A 15,177-nucleotide genomic window follows, 5' to 3' on the forward strand; every position below is an offset into this window, starting at 1 on the left:
ACAGAGACAACGCCATTAATACCATGCCACAGACCTAAGGCCAGCTTCTAGGGCCTGGCCGCAAGGAGCTGCAGTGGGCGAGCAGGGGCAAGCAAGGCCTCCACCCAGGTCATTTTTCCAGGATCTCTCGACAGGCCGAGAGCAGGCGCTCTTGCTCCGGCAGAGTTCTTAGGCCAATACGCAGATAGCGATCCCCCAGCTCTGGGAAGCTTAGGCAATCCCGCACTAGGATGCGGTACTGCCGCAGCAGCTGTTCTTGAAGCTGCGTGGCGGAGAGGGGGCAGCGCACCAGCACAAAATTGGCTTGGCTGGGCCAGGGATCCCAACCGGGCAGCGCCTGCAGACCTCTGAGCAGATGCTCGCGGGCCCTGGGCAACCACATCAAGGTGCGCTGGCGAAAGTCCGCGTCAGCCAAAGCCGCTGCCGCCGCCACTGCCGCCAAGCCATTGACGCTCCAGGGATCCCGCCACTGCCGCCAGCGTCGCCAGCGCTCCGGATGGCCCACTGCAAACCCAATGCGCAACCCGGGTAAAGTAAAAAACTTGGTCAGCGAGCGAATGACAAGGGTGTTAGGGTGGGCCTCAAGGTAGGGGATCAAGGTTTGGCTGCGGGGCAAAGGGGCCACTGACCCGTTGGGGCAAGCAGCTGCAGCGCAGAGATCAATTGGATCTTGCGGCGCGTCTCCCGGGAGAAAGTCCATAAAAGCCTCATCCACCACCACCTGCTCAAAGTGGGGTAGAAGAGGCAGAATGGCCTCCCGCGGGATCAGCTGGCCCGTCGGGTTGTGGGGATTGTTTAGCCAGAGCACCCGGCCTCTCTTGTTGCCAGGGATCCCTTCTGGCAGCAAAGCGGCAGTGGGCGATCCCGAACAAGACAGCCAATCCAGCGGCTTGATCACGGCACCTGCTGCCCGCAGTGCCCGCTCATAGTCGCCAAAAGCAGGACGGGGCAGCCATACCTCTAGCCCCTGCGCCTCCCGAGCAGCCCAGGTCAGCAATTCCGCCGCCCCGTTGCCGACAAAAATCCACTCCGGGTCGACTGACCAGCGCTGCGCCAAACAAGCGCGTAGCTCTCGATAGTCGGGATCCGGGTAGCAGCTGATGGCAACTGGGTCCGGTGCCGCCAGCGCTCGAACTAGGGCTTGCACAACCGACTGCGGCGGGCCCAGGGGGTTGAGGCTAGCGGAAAAATCCACGATGGCCTCAACAGGGCAACCAGCAATCGCTGCTGCCCAAGCTCGGTGGCCACCATGTCGAGGCCGTTGCACGCTAATCCCCTCAGGACTCCCTCCCGCTTGGGCGAACGGGACTTAGCCTAACCCAGCGGTTCAAGACCTGTGGCCAGCTGCCACCGCATCGCGAAAAGCTTTGCCAGCAGTGAAAGTGGGGACAACGCTGGCGGGAATCACCATCTTCTCGTTGGTTTTCGGGTTGCGGCCTTCCCGTTCTTTGCGCTTGCGGGCCTCAAAGGAACCAAAGCCCACTAGGGTGACCTTTCCTTTGGGTTCTCCGTTTTCATCGCGGGAGGCAACCTCTTCCACGATGATCTCCAGGGCTGCCGTCAAGACAGCCTCAGCCTCTTTTTTAGTTACATTAGCGCGATGAGCGACGGCTTCCACAAGCTCTGCCTTGTTCATCCTGGTCTCCTCAATGAGCGGCTCAGAGAAGTTGCGGATATAGGAGCAGGGCTAGCCTTGTGCCAGGGCACAGCCGCTGCTGACGATAGGATTGTAGCCATTTGGCTCCAAATCACTGACCTATTTTACAGCCAACTTAGGCTAGAAGCCGGCTAGAGAAGGAGCTTAGGGACTCCCTCGTGCTAACCCAATCGAGGAGCAGAGCAGAATTTTTTGAACACAAAGGCAGCACTGAGATCATGCTAATGCTCCCCTAGCAAAGGTTGGGGCTGGGGTATTACTAGTTGCTTTGGAAGTAGGCCCGCATCACCTCGCGGAAGATCGGGGCTGCCCGGGATCCACCCCCGCCGCCACTGTTTTCTAGAAAAACCACGACCACCAACTTAGGCCAATCGTAGGGAGCGTAGCCGACAAACCAGGCGTGGGAGCGCCGCGGCGGATCCTCAGCGGTGCCAGTTTTGCCTGCTACGGGAGGAAGGCCTGGGCCCAGGTTGGCGTTGCCGCCGGTGCCGTAAACTACCACATCCCGCAACCCCTGCTGCAGGATCTGCAAGGTGGCAGGGGAGAGGCCCACCTTCTGTCGCAGGGGCACAGGGCTTTCCGGGATCACCTGCTGGGAGAGCAAGGGACGAACCCGCCAGCCCCCATTGGCCACGGCTGCCGTTACCACCGCCATTTGCAGCGGCGTAGCGGTAATAAATCCCTGGCCGATGGCCATGTTGACCGTGTCGCCCACATACCAGGGCTCGCGCCAGTGGCGCTGCTTCCACTCAGCATCCGGCACCAGACCCGCGGCTTCCCCTTTGAGGCCAATCCCGGTAGGCTGGCCTAACCCAAAGCGGCGCGACCATTCTTGCAAGGGGGCGGCCTTGGTGCCTAGAGCAATTTGGTAGAAAAAGGTGTCGCTGCTGTAGGCTATCGCCTGACGGTAGTTCAGCCGCCCAAAGCCGGCGCGGTTCCATTCCCAGAAGCGCCACCCGCCTACGCTAATGTAGGGAGCCGTCTGCAGCACCGTATCGGGAGGGAAGACCCCCGATTCAATCCCGGCGGCAGTGGTGATGATTTTGTAGGTGCTAGCGGGGGGATAGGGCCGCAGGGCGCGGTTGAGGAAGGGAAAATCCTGCTTTTGCAGGCTCTCCCACTGCGCTTGGGTGATGCGGCCAGAAAAGAGGTTGGGATCAAAGGTGGGATAGCTGGCCATAGCCAGGATCGAGCCGTCGCGGGGATCCATGGCGACCACTGCTCCTTTCTGCTGGCCCAGGGCTCGCTCTGCCGCCTGCTGCAGTCGCACGTCCAGCGTCAGCTGCAGGGTTTTGCCCGGCTGAGGAGGCTGTTCGCCTAGCACCCGCAGCACTTCTCCCACGGCGTCCACCTCCACCTGGCGCCCACCCCACTGGCCGCGCAGATGGCTCTCAAACAGTTCCTCCACCCCCATCAGGCCGACAATGTCCCCCAGGCGATAGCTGGGATCGGCTCGCAGCTGCTCTGGGGGGATCTCGCCGGTGTAGCCCAGCAGGTGAGCGGCCAAGCTGCCGTGGGGATAGAAGCGTACCGTCTCCGCCTCCACCATCACCCCTGGAAGTTCCCGGCTTCTCTCCTCCAGCCGAGTTACCACCTCGGGGCTGGCGTTGCGCAGGATGCGCACAGGGAATGGGGAGCGATAACCTGCTTGCTCCAGTTTTTGAGCAATTTCTTTGGCATCCAGGTTTAGGTACTGAGCCAGCTTGGGGATCGTCTCCTGCCAACCTTGCCGCGACTGCACCAACGGCCAGAGAAAGACCGAGTAGGACAGTTGACTACCGGCCAGCAACACGCCGTTGCGATCGACAATGCGTCCCCGCTCCGGCGGCTGGGGCAACAGGCGAATGCGGTTGGTGTCGGCCAACTGGCGGTAGTACTGGGCACGCACCAGTTGCAGGTAGGCCAGTCGCGATCCCAGTCCTCCCCACAGCAACCCGCTAGCCAGCAAGAGCAAGGCAAGGGCTCGATAGCCTTGGCCTACTGTTTTGGCCGGGGGGGATCCCAGGCAAGGGGGGCTAGGGGACGGCGGTGGGGGAAGGACTTGTCGCAGTACGGCCGGCTTGGAGTGGGGGGAAAACAAGGCTTGAGGCTTCCGCTCCCCTAAGGCGCTGGAGCTGGGCGGGGCAGGAGCAACAGGGTAAAGTTTGGCCATGAAAAACTGCCGGAAAAAGAATGGGAGCCAGCTAGGCGGACAGCCTCAGCATCTACTCAGTATCTCTAGCCTTGGCAGGCCTCGTCCAGGAAAAGCAAGGCACCGACTGCGCCAGGCAGCCTGGCTGATGCTGGGCAATGGGCTGCGCTTAGGGTTGTCTGGAGCCTATTTCGTCCTGTTGGCGCGGCTGTTGGGCCCAGAAGCATTTGGGGTGTTCTCCGCCATCTTGGCCTGCAGCAATCTAGCTGCCCCCTTTGGCTATTGGGGCCAGTCAGAACTTCTGATCCAGCGCCTAAGCGGCCGAGGAGCCGCAGCATCTGCCCAGGAGATCGCTCCCAGCTTGTGGCTGGTCGGACTGGGCTGCGGTGGGATAGTGCTGCTGTTAACACCTCTGCTGAGCCTTTGGCTAGCCGGGATCTCCCCCCTTGAGGTGGGCATCCTGCTGGGGAGCGACCTGCTGTTTATTGCCCTCCCCGAAGTGTACAGAGGGATCCTCATTGGGCAAGAGCAAGTTGCCGGGGTAGCCTTCATCGACACCGGCATGGCCCTAGGGCGGGTTAGTGCCGTGCTGCTGGCGATGGTTTTGGGCTGGGGATCCCTGACCCAATGGGCTATCCTCTACGGGCTAATGGTGTTGGCAGTGCTGGGGGCAATGAGCTGGAGGATGCGGCGGTGGTGCGCTCCTTCTCTTGCGGCTCTGGACTGGCAAGAGGTAGGGCCACGGCTGAGAGCAGGTTGGGACTTTGCCGTAGGGCTGGCTGCGGCAAAAACCTTCGCCGACCTAGACAAGCTGCTTTTGCCTCGCCTGGCCTCGAGCGCAACAGGGGGGCTCTACAGCGCCGCCTACCGGGTCATCAACTTCTCGCAAACGCCGATGATTGCGCTGCTCACTAGCCACTTTGCCGAGCTGTGCCGCCAGGGTCAGCAGGGCCTGCTGCAGGGCTGCCGCTACGCCCGCCAGCTTTTCCCCTGGGTGGTCGGCTATGGCAGCTTGGCTACTCTGGGGGTGGCCCTAGGATCCTACGGGATCCCTTGGCTGCTGGGATCCGCCTACCAGGAGACAGCTCTCATCCTGCGCTGGCTTAGTCCCGTCATTTTGCTAGAAGGGCTCCACCTGCTGCTGTCTCATCTGCTCACTGGCGCTGGCCTGCAAAAGCTGCGAAGCCGCCGACAACTGGCAGCCCTAGTCCTGAATGGAGCTTTGAACGGGATCTGGATCCCGGCGTGGGGGTGGCGAGGGGCAGCCCTGGCCACCTTGCTCTCGGAAGTGACCTTGGTGCTGGCTCTGCTGCTGCTAATCCGACAGGAATTGGGCCGCACCGCTGTCGCGAACGAGGACTAGAGGAAAGCCTTGGCCAGTTTGGCCGGGATCTCCTCAAGCGCAGCCACAACGGCCAGTTTGGGCAAGAGCCCTCCACCCCTAGCCCGATACCATAGCCTCAGAGTCGTTCCCCAACCAAGAATGAGCAGATTCTCGGCAAGCCAGATCCCGCTTTTGGTTCTGTTTGGCCTGTTGCTCTTGGGCCTTTGGCCCACGCACGGGATGGGATCCCAGGAAACCCCTCTGCGGCTCCCGTTCCAGCCGACCGTGACCTACGGGGAAGGGTATGGAGAAGAGGCGGTGGCCCAGCAAGCCCAAAGTCGCTTTGCGCTAAAACTCTTCGATCACTTGCTCCGGCAGCAGCCGCGAGAGAACCTTTTTTTCTCCCCCTTGAGCATTCGCCTAGCCTTGAGCCTGCTGTACAACGGCGCTGCTGGAGAGACCCAAGCGGCAATGGCCAAGGTCCTGGAGGCCCAGGAACTCTCCCTCAATGAGTTGAACTGGACCCAGGCTCAGATGGTGCGCTGGCTGGCGGAAAGATCGCAAACAGCAGGGCCAATCCAGGTGCAAATGGCCAACGGTCTTTGGGTCGATACCACCCTCACCTTGCGGCCTCCCTTTTTGCAAGCCCTGGCTACCTATTACCAAGCAGTGGCCAATCGGGTGGAGCTGGGATCCCCTCAAACGGTGCAGGCCATCAACCGTTGGGTAGCCGAGCGCACTCAGGGCAAGATTGACCGCCTTGTGGACCGCCTCAGCCGTGAAGACAGGATGGTTTTGCTCAACGCCATCTATTTCAGGGGAAAGTGGACCCAGCCCTTCGATCCGGCCCTGACAGAGCCCCAGCCCTTCACCCGCCCGGATGGCAGCCGTGTCCAAGTGCCGATGATGGCCCAATCCGGCCGCTACGGCTACCGGGAGACCAAGCAGCTCCAGGTGGTGCGCCTGCCCTATGGGGAAGGGGAGCTGGCCCTGCTGATCCTGCTGCCGAAACCGGGAGTAAGCTTAGAAGCCCTGCGGCAGGAGCTCAGCCCAGAAACGTGGCAAGAATGGACGGGATCCCTGCCCACCCGCCCCGGCTCGGTGCGGATCCCCAAGCTTAAGCTGGCCTACGAGACCGATCTGGGGCCGGCTTTGCAGCAGTTGGGCCTGGGGATCGCCTTTTCCCGTCGGGCCGATTTCAGCCAGATGACCCCAGAGCCGACACGGGTCAGCAGAGTCTTGCACAAGGCGGCCCTCGAAGTCAACGAAGAGGGATCCGAGGCGGCAGCCGCCACTGGCGTGCTTGTCTCGCGCACCGCTCTCGACCGGCAAGAACCCTTCCAATTCGTAGCGGATCGCCCCTTCTGGTTGGCCATTGTGGCCTCGGGATCCGGCGGCAACCCGGCGGCTCAAACGCTGCTGTTTATGGGATCCGTAGTAGACCCGAAGTAGAGGCTACAACAGGGCTGGGAGGCTTTCCACAAGCAACTGAGCGCGGCTGGGGCGCCCCCACAGCACCTGCTCGTGCTTGTAGACCACCATTCCGGGGGGGGATCCCTTGGGCTTAAAGACGCATTTGGGGCGGGTATACACCACAGGCACCTGCTCGCTGAAGCGGCCGCGGCTAAAATAGGCCGCCAAGTCGGCAGCCGCTTGGAGATCTTCGCTTTCGGCCACCGCCCCTGGAGGTAGGCGCAACAGCACATGGCTGCCCGGGATCTCCTGGGCATGGAACCACCAGTCCTGGTCTTGGGCGACGCGAAAGGTCAGCCGCTCATTTTGCCAGTTGTTGCGCCCCACCCAGATAGAAAAGCCACTGGGGCTAGTGAAGCGATAGGGGTTGAAGCTGGCTGAGGAGGCCCGCCTAGATCCCTCTAGCCGGCTGGGGCTTTCTAGGTAGCCTTGCTGAATCAGCTCCGCCTCAATTTCCTGGAGGACGGCCAAGTCCTGGGGCTCGCGGTAGGCTTCTAGCTGCTGCAGGGACGCTTCCACCTGCTCTAGGTAGCGGATCTCTTGCGCTACAGCTTCTAGCAAAGGTCGGACGGCCTCCTGGGCTCGCTTTTGTTTGCGGTGCTTGCGATAGTAGGCCTGGGCGTTGAGAACAGCGTTTTTCTCCGGATCCAGGAGGATCTTGACCCTCTGGCCGCTGGCAAAATCCGGCAGCTCAATCGAGCTCAGCCCTGGCCGCCAGAGGTGGAGATGGGCCATGAGGAGATCGGCAGCCTGCTTGGAGGCTTCGGCCTGGGCCGAGTCGGCCAACATCTTCTCAAAGTGCTCGCGCCGCTGGCGGAGTTTTTTCAGCAGGGCAGCTAGCTTTTGCCCCAGACGCTGCCGCTCCCGCTCAAAGCGTTCGCGGTTGAGCTGGGCTTGGTAGTAGGTTTCAAGGAGCTGGTGCAAGTTGGGCTGAACGGGATCCCCGCTGGAGCCCCCCCAGCCGAGAACAGTGTACCCCTGGGGGGTGAGTGCCGGCTCAAACCGGCCTGTTTCCAGCCGAGCCAGCCAGTCCTGCCACCAAAAAAACAGGGCCTGCCACTCCTGGGGCGAGAGTTGGCTGCTGGGGGTTTGGGGTGGGATCCCGGCCTTCAGGCACATCGCCTCTGCCAAATGCCGGCTGAGGCCACGGTAGCCGCGCAGCAGCCGTTGACTGATGGGGCCAGGGATCAGGGCAAGGCGCTCCTGCCACTGGGAGAAGGGCTCGGCTTGGTGCGGGATGGGATCGCTGAGGGCAGGGGGAGCTTCGTAAGGTAGACCCGGCTGCACGGGGCGGACCCGCGACTGCCGCTCGCTGACCCCGTGGCCACAGGCCAAGATCACGCCCCCCTCGTCCACCAGGATGGCATTGCTGTACTTGCCCATGACTTCGAGATAAAGGTGGCGTTGAGGGGGATCCCCAGGGCGAGGGCCAAAGCGAAAGTCAATCACCCGCTCCCACTCGTCCAGCAGCGCCAGCTCTGTCAAGGCCAAGCCCCGCAGGTGCCGCTGCAGCTGTTGGCCAAATGGGAAGTCCTCTGCCTCCTTAGGGGGAGCCTGACAGAGGTGAACTCGGGCCGCCTGGGGATGCCAAGACAGGAGCAAGCAAGGCCGGGCCGTGAGGGTGCGTAGGCCAATCACCACTGTCCAGAGATCCGTCTGCTGGATCCACTCCACGCGGGCAGGCAGCAAGGGATCCCTGCCGGCCTCAGCCCGTTTGAGATCCGCCAGCACCGCCCGGAGGGTGGTCAGGTCAACCGGTTGCATCCCTGCTGCTCCTTATAGGGCGAGCTAAAGTCTAGGCGCCCTGCCACCGCCAGCAGCTCAAAGCCGCAGGGAGAGAGGCGTCACCTACTCCTCATCCTCGCCCGCCTCGTCTAGATCCAAGAGCAGCGCACTAAGCTGATTGAAAAGAGCAGGAGAGTCCTCTGGATCCAGCAGGTAGGGATCCCCCTCGTCGGGCAGGGCGACGTAAATGAGCGGCGGCTCAAGGGGAGTAAAAACGCCGTACTTTTTGTCCTGGTGGAAGAAAGTAGCCAACAGTTGGAACTCCTGGGCTTCCTCCTCGCTTTCGCCCAGCTCAAACACATCTTCCTCTTCCACGGGGGGCAGCTCTCCCTGCACCGTCAAGATGTCAAAGCCGTTTTGCTGCAGGGTCAGGTTCAACTCCCCCAAAACCGCTTGGAGGGTGGGGAGAGCCGCCTGGAGCTCCTCGGGATCCGGCTCATCCAGGATCCCTTCCATCTCTGCATCTCCATTCTGCCCGGGCTCCTCCTCCCACACCAGCACTTTGATGACGGCATCCAGGGGGGTGGCCAAGGCATAGACCTGATCCTCAATGACCACCCGTCTTAGCACCTCGCACTTGAGAGGCTGGTTTTGCTCGTCGCGGAGCTCCAGGGTTTCGCAAGACTTAGCCATGGAAAACAGCCCAGATTGACATCCTCCCCACCCTCTTGGCTTGCCAAAGCCCACTGCCCACCCAGGCAAAACCCGTAGCAGTAGGGCGAGGCTTCTTCTTGATTCTACTGGGACAACAGCTAGTTTAAGCTTGTTCCGTGGCGCCTTTTGGGTTCCATGCAGCCTGGCTCAGTTGTTCGCTTTCGCCACCGCGAGTGGGTGGTGCTCCCCGGCGAGACCGAGGAAGTCCTGGTGCTCCGGCCCCTGACTGGCACCCCTGAGGAGGGGGTTCACGTCCACCGGCGGCTTATGCATCTGGTGGGAGGTACCCTGCCCTTTGAGCGGGTTACCCCTGCCTCATTTCCCCTGCCAAGCGCCAAGAATGTTTCCGACGCTACAAGCACTTACCTTCTCTGGCAGGCTGCCCGGCTAATTCTACGGGAGGGAGCCACCCCCTTCCGCTCCCTGGGCCGCATCTCCATCCGTCCACGGGTGTACCAGTTTGTGCCGCTGCTCATGGCCCTGCGCCTGGATCCGGTGCGGCTGTTGATTGCCGACGACGTGGGGGTAGGCAAAACCATTGAGGCGCTGCTGATAGCCAGAGAGCTTTGGGATCGCGGCGAGATCCGACGCCTTTGCGTCCTGTGTCCCCCTTACCTCTGCGAGCAGTGGGCCAGTGAGCTGGCGGAAAAGTTTAACCTGGAGCCCGTGATCCTCCGCTCGGGAACGGTGGGGCAACTGGAGCGGAAAACCCCCCCTGGGCGCAGCCTCTACGAACACTTCCCTGTCCAGGTGGCCAGCATTGACTTCCTCAAGACTGAGCGCAACCGCCACCAGTTTCTGCAGTTTTGTCCTGAGCTGGTCATTGCCGACGAAGTCCATGGGGCAGCGGCAGCTCCAGGCAGAAGCCAGCAGGAACGCCATAGCCTGCTCAAAGCGGTGGCCCAAAAGCCCAGCCGCCACTTGATCCTGCTGACGGCCACCCCCCACAGTGGCATTCCAGAGGCCTTTCGCTCGCTGCTGGGGCTGTTGCGGCCTGAGTTTGAGGGGTGGGATCTCCAGGCTCTCTCAGAAGAGCAACGTCTCCAGCTAGCCCGTCACTTTGTCCAGCGCACCCGGCGGGACATTAGGGAGACCTGGCAAGAGCTGACCTGTTTTCCAACCCGCGAAGCTGGAGATGCAACCTACACCCTTTCTGAGCGGCAGCGGGAGCTGTTTGAGCGCACCTATGCCTTTTGCTCAGAGTTGGTGCGGACAGGAGAACATCTGGAGCAGCGGCGGCGGCGAGTGCGCTACTGGGGTGCTTTGGCTCTCTTGCGCTGTGTGATGTCCAGCCCAGCAGCAGCCGTGGCCGCCTTGCGCCATCGCAGCGGCCTAACCCCGGAGGCAGAAGACCTTGAGGCGGAGTTGAGCCGCTGGGTGTTCGAGTCGGCAGAAGAGCGGGTTGACGATGAATGGTCAGCGCTAGCTCTAGAAGCTGGAGATAGCGACCGCCGCCGGCTACAAGCTCTGGCTCGGCTAGCTGAACACCTGCAGGGCCCCGAGCACGACACCAAGTTGGCGCGGGCCATTGAGTTGGTGAAGAGGTTGCTCGAAGAAGGCTTTCACCCCATCCTCTGGTGCCGCTACGTAGCCACAGCGGAGTACCTGGCCAGCCACCTGCGGCAACACCTGGGATCCGCCGCCCAAGTAGCCTGCGTAACCGGCAGGATGGGGGACGAGGAGCGCAAGGCCAAGATTGCCGAACTGGCCGTTGAGCAGCCCCGGGTACTGGTGGCCACCGACTGCCTTTCGGAAGGGATCAACCTGCAGGAAAAGTTTACCGCCGTCATCCACTACGACCTACCCTGGAACCCCAATCGGCTGGAGCAGCGGGAGGGGCGGGTGGATCGCTACGGCCAAAAAGCCGACCGGGTCAAGGTGATCCGCTTTTTTGGGCAGGACAACCCCATCGACGGCGTGGTGCTGAAGGTGTTGCTGGACAAGGCGCGGGAAATCCACCGCACCCTCGGCACCCCGGTGCCTGTCCCAGAAGCCAGCGAAAGCGTTACCCAGGCTGTGCTGGAAGCCCTCTTCCTGCGCCAAGGAGAGTGGTCAGCCGAGCGCCAGTTGGTGCTGGATCTGGACGGAGAAGTGCTCAAGTTTCACCAGCAGTGGGAGGAGCAGGCCCAGCGGGAAAAGCTCAACCGCACTCGCTTTGCCCAGCGGGCCCTCAAGCCTGAAGAAGTGCAGCGGGAGCTGGAGGCTGCAGATGCTGTCCTAGGGGATCCCGACGCCGTCCGCGAGTTTTTCTTGACTGCCGCCCAGCGCCTCAACCTGACGGTAACCCCCCAGAAGCAGCCTGGAGTTTACCAGGTGAGTGTGGGCGCCGAGGCCACCGCCACCCTGCCGGAAGCCCTTCGCCTGGCTCTACCCGCTTCCAAGAGCGGGCGCTGGCTCATTAGCTTTGACTCGCCTACACCGCCAGGGGCGGAGTATGTTGGCCGCAACCACCGCTTTGTGGCTGCCCTGGCCCATTTTTTGCTGGAGGAGGCCCTCAGCGCTGGGGAGAATCCCCTCATCTGCCGCTGTGGCGCTCTCCGCAGCCGGGCTGTAGCTGAGCTCACCACCCTCTTGCTGCTGCGGGTGCGCTACCTGCTGGAGCTATCCCAAAACCAGCCTCTTTTGGGGGAGGAGGTGTTGGTGCTGGGTGGGGTTGGCCTGGAAAGGGGGGAGGCCCAGTGGCTGGAGACAGCCACCGCTTGGCAACTGCTGGCCAAAGCCAAGCCGGATGCCAACCTGCCCTTGGCAGAAAAACAGGAGCTGGTCGAGCATCTCCTGGCCTGTCTTGGCCCCTGGCCGGAAACAGGGGAAAACTGGGGGACAGGGCACCCCCTGCAGCAGGCGGTGCGGGAGCGGATTGGCCAGCGGGCTAGTGAGCTGGAGGCTGCCCACAGGCGCATCCGTCAGGCGGTGTCGCTGCAGGTGCGGGGCCTGCAGGTAAAGCCGCAGTTTCCCCCGGATCTTCTGGGACTTCTGGTTCTCCAACCTTTGGTGGGCGGGCAGAAATGAGTGAGTGGGCTGGGGTACGCATCGAAGGGGGCCTGTTGGGGCCTGACATCCTGGAGAAACTTCTAGCCGGGGATCTGCCAGGACAAAAGCCAGAAGACTTTGGCCTAGCCAGCAAGCGCAGCCTCACCGAAGAGATAGCCATGGCGCTGGCCACTGCCCGCACCTACTGGGAGGCTTTCCAGGGGCGGTTGGCCCGTCTGCCCCAAGAGGATCTGGGCACTTCGGTTACGCGCGACGCCTGGGTTATCCCGTTCTTGAGCCTGCTGGGCTACGAGCTGCACTACAACCCACGGGCCCAGGAGGTTGATGGTGCTACCTTTGCCATCTCCCACCGGGCAGGGGAGGCGGAAGAGGCGCCGCCGGTGCACATTGTGGGCGTGCGGCAGGAGCTGGGGCGGCTAGCTCCAACGGGCCGACCTCGTCTAGCGCCCCATTCTCTGTTGCAGGAGTATCTCAACCGCAGCGAGCACCTCTGGGGCATTGTCACCAACGGCTTGACCCTGCGCCTTTTGCGCGACTCCACCTATGTGCGTCGGCAGGCCTATGTGGAGTTTGACCTAAGGCAAATCCTAGAGGAGCAGCGGTTTAACGACTTTGCCCTTCTCTTTCGGCTGCTGCACCGCAGCCGGCTGCCCCAAGTTGCAGGGCAAGCGGCGGATTGTCTGTTGGAAAAGTACTACCAGCAGGCTCTGGAGCAAGGTGGCCGGGTACGGGAGCGACTGCGGGATGGGGTGGAAGCCTGCCTCAAGGGCTTGGCCAATGGGTTTCTCTCCCACCCCAAGAACTCCCAGTTGCGGGGTTGGCTGGCTTCTGGCAGGTCGGCAGCTTTGGAGTTCTACCGCCAGTTGCTGCGGCTAGTCTATCGCTTCTTGTTCCTGCTGGTCTCGGAGGAGCGGGGGCTTATCAGCGCCAGTCCTCTCTACCGGGATCACTACGGCGTGGGTCGGCTGCGGCAGCTTTTGGAGCGGCGGAGCGCCTTTACGGAACATGAGGATCTCTGGTGCAGCCTGCGAGTGCTCTGGCGGGTGCTCTCCCAAGAGGAGCTGGCCCAGCTTTTGGGGGCTGCCCCTCTCAATGGGGACCTCTTTGCCCCTCTGGATCTGGATAGCTGCAGCCTCAGCAACCGGGATCTGCTGCAGGCCTTCTGGCACTTGGCCTACTACCAGGAAAGCCCCACCTCTCCCCCTCGCCGGGTGAACTACGCTGCCCTGGACGTGGAGGAGCTGGGATCCGTCTACGAAAGTCTGCTGGACTACCAGCCCCAGGTTGTCACCTCCCAGGGGGTGCCTCGCTTTGAACTCGGCTACGGCTCTGAGCGCAAGAGCACGGGCTCTTACTACACCCCACCGGAGCTAGTGGCTGAACTGGTCCGCTCGGCGTTGGAGCCCGTCCTGGAAGCACGGCTAGAGGAAGCAAGAAAGATAGCTAGCAGGGAGTGGAGCTCGATCCCTCCAGCCCTTCGCCAGAGGCTTGCCCGCCAAGTCGCTGCAAGACTGGCAAAGCCCCCTGGAGGTCAACGGCAGGCAACTCCCTCGGAAGAAGAACTGGCCCTAGCCTGGCAGTCTACCCCCTTGAGTGACCGCCACATTCTTGCGGCTGAGCAGGCCCTGCTTTCCCTGCGCATTCTGGATCCTGCCTGTGGCTCGGGGCACTTCCTGCTGGCAGCGGCCCGGCGTTTGGGCAAGGAGCTGGCCAAGATTCGCAGCGGCGAAGAGGAACCTGCCCCAGAGCGGGTGCGGGAAGCCATCCGGGATGTTGTAGCCCATTGCCTCTATGGTGTGGACAAAAACCCCCTGGCGGTGGAGCTCTGTCGGGTGGCCCTGTGGCTAGAAGCCCACTGTGCCGGCAAGCCCCTTACCTTTTTGGATCACCGCATCAAGTGTGGCGACTCGCTGGTGGGGGTGCTGGATCCCAAGGTGTTGCAAGCAGGCATTCCCGATGAAGCCTTCACCCCGGTCAGCTCTGACTCCAGGGAGGCTGCCCAGTCCCTCAAGAGGCGCAATCGCAGCGAGCGCAAAGCTTTGCAAAGCGGGCAACTTTCCCTTCCCCTTGAACCTGAGGAGGCGCTGACCAAGCTAAGCCAGGAACGACAGGAGCTAGAAGCCATTCCAGATAACTCCCCAGAGGAGGTGAGCCGTAAGCAGCAGCTCTACAGCCGCTACTGCCAAGACCCGCAACACCAAAAGCTAGTGGAAGCCTGCCACCTCTGGACAGCGGCCTTTTTCCAGCCCTTGACCTCTGACTTCTCCAGAGCCATTACCACCCAAGCGGTGATTGACCGGCTGGAGGGTAGGGCCCATCCCCAAGCTCTAGCAACTGCCCAAGCCCTGGCCTCAGAGCAACGCTTCTTCCACTGGCCGCTGGAGTTTCCTGAGGTCTTTGAGCAGGGCGGCTTCGACGTCATTCTGGGCAACCCGCCGTGGGAGCGGATCAAGCTCCAGGAAGAGGAGTTTTTTGCCAGCCGCGATGCCCAGATTGCCAAAGCACCCAATGCTGATGCCCGCAAGCGCTTGATTAAGCAACTGCCTGAGGTCAACCCTGCTCTGTGGGCAGAGTATCAACACGCCCTGCATGCTGCCGAAAGCACCAGCCGCTTTTTGCGCAGCAGTGGAGCCTATCCGCTCACGGGTCGCGGCGACATCAACACCTATTCCGTTTTTGCCGAGAGGGTGCGCCTCCTGCTTAGCCCCCGCGGACGGGCGGGCATCATCATTCCTACCGGCATTGCCACCGACGACACCAACAAGCTTTTCTTTGCCGATGTGGTGGAAAAAGGGCAACTGGCCAGTCTGTTTGATTTTGAAAACCGCGACAAACTCTTCCCGGCGGTGGATAGTCGCATGAAATTCTGCCTGCTCACCCTCACCGGCAGAAACGTATCAGCGAGTGCCCCTGCTTTCGCCTTCTTCGCCACCCGTGCCGACCACCTGCGCGACCCGCGTCGGCTCTTTAGCCTAACGCCGCAGGACATTGCCCGCATCAACCCCAACACCCGCACCCTGCCCGTCTTCCGCACCCGGCAAGACGCCGACCTCACCCGCGCCATCTACCAGCGCGTGCCGGTACTGGTGAACGAACGCACGGGTGAAAACCCTTGGGACGTGCGCTTCGTGGCGATGTTCCACATGTCCAACGACTCGCACC

Annotated in this window: 9 protein-coding genes (1 of these 9 running past the window's edge); 4 read left to right on the forward strand and 5 right to left on the reverse strand. The window is 62.1% G+C overall.

Features of this window, described 5'->3' with window-relative positions; genetic code table 11:
• Positions 1-109 precede the first annotated feature (109 nt).
• From NW804_RS03500 to mrdA, 3 genes are all read right to left on the reverse strand, one after another.
• Positions 110-1,267 carry a pyridoxal phosphate-dependent aminotransferase gene (locus NW804_RS03500; RefSeq protein WP_414422868.1) on the reverse strand — a complete coding sequence of 386 codons (1,158 nt, stop codon included), beginning with the start codon at positions 1,265-1,267 and terminating at the stop codon, positions 110-112.
• Between the two features lie 60 nt (positions 1,268-1,327).
• Entirely contained in the window at positions 1,328-1,636 is a 309-nt protein-coding gene (locus NW804_RS03505; RefSeq protein ID WP_414393879.1) for an HU family DNA-binding protein, read from the reverse strand.
• A 280-nt stretch (positions 1,637-1,916) separates the two neighbouring features.
• Positions 1,917-3,809, reverse strand: coding sequence for a penicillin-binding protein 2 (gene mrdA, locus NW804_RS03510; protein WP_414422869.1), 1,893 nt, complete (start codon positions 3,807-3,809; stop codon positions 1,917-1,919).
• Between mrdA and NW804_RS03515 the strand changes: the two genes are divergently transcribed.
• Positions 3,808-5,151 (forward strand): lipopolysaccharide biosynthesis protein, encoded by a 1,344-nt coding sequence (locus NW804_RS03515; RefSeq protein WP_414422870.1) that lies wholly within the window; start codon positions 3,808-3,810, stop codon positions 5,149-5,151. The genes mrdA and NW804_RS03515 overlap by 2 nt on opposite strands.
• A 120-nt stretch (positions 5,152-5,271) precedes the next feature.
• On the forward strand, positions 5,272-6,564 hold the full coding sequence (locus tag NW804_RS03520) for a serpin family protein (RefSeq protein ID WP_414422871.1): 1,293 nt from the start codon (positions 5,272-5,274) through the stop codon (positions 6,562-6,564).
• A gap of 3 nt (positions 6,565-6,567) precedes the next feature.
• On the opposite strand, the gene NW804_RS03525 is transcribed toward NW804_RS03520, so the two are convergent.
• Both NW804_RS03525 and NW804_RS03530 read right to left on the reverse strand, forming a co-directional pair.
• Positions 6,568-8,349 carry an NFACT family protein gene (locus NW804_RS03525; RefSeq protein ID WP_414422872.1) on the reverse strand — a complete coding sequence of 594 codons (1,782 nt, stop codon included), beginning with the start codon at positions 8,347-8,349 and terminating at the stop codon, positions 6,568-6,570.
• An 84-nt stretch (positions 8,350-8,433) separates the two neighbouring features.
• The gene (locus NW804_RS03530; protein ID WP_414393870.1) at positions 8,434-9,003 is read right to left on the reverse strand and encodes a DUF3727 domain-containing protein; all 570 of its coding nucleotides are present in this window, start codon (positions 9,001-9,003) and stop codon (positions 8,434-8,436) included.
• Positions 9,004-9,159: 156 nt separating this feature from the next.
• Here NW804_RS03530 and NW804_RS03535 point away from each other — a divergent pair, with 156 nt between their 5' ends.
• On the forward strand, positions 9,160-12,033 hold the full coding sequence (locus tag NW804_RS03535; protein WP_414422873.1) for a helicase-related protein: 2,874 nt from the start codon (positions 9,160-9,162) through the stop codon (positions 12,031-12,033).
• Positions 12,030-15,177, forward strand: part of the annotated coding region (locus tag NW804_RS03540; protein ID WP_414422874.1) for a DUF559 domain-containing protein (this coding region is incomplete at its 3' end). Its footprint extends 1,336 nt past the window's final position; 3,148 of its 4,484 annotated nt are in view. The genes NW804_RS03535 and NW804_RS03540, both read left to right, overlap by 4 nt.

The sequence above is a fragment of the Synechococcus sp. WC10meta genome, assembly GCF_047461475.1.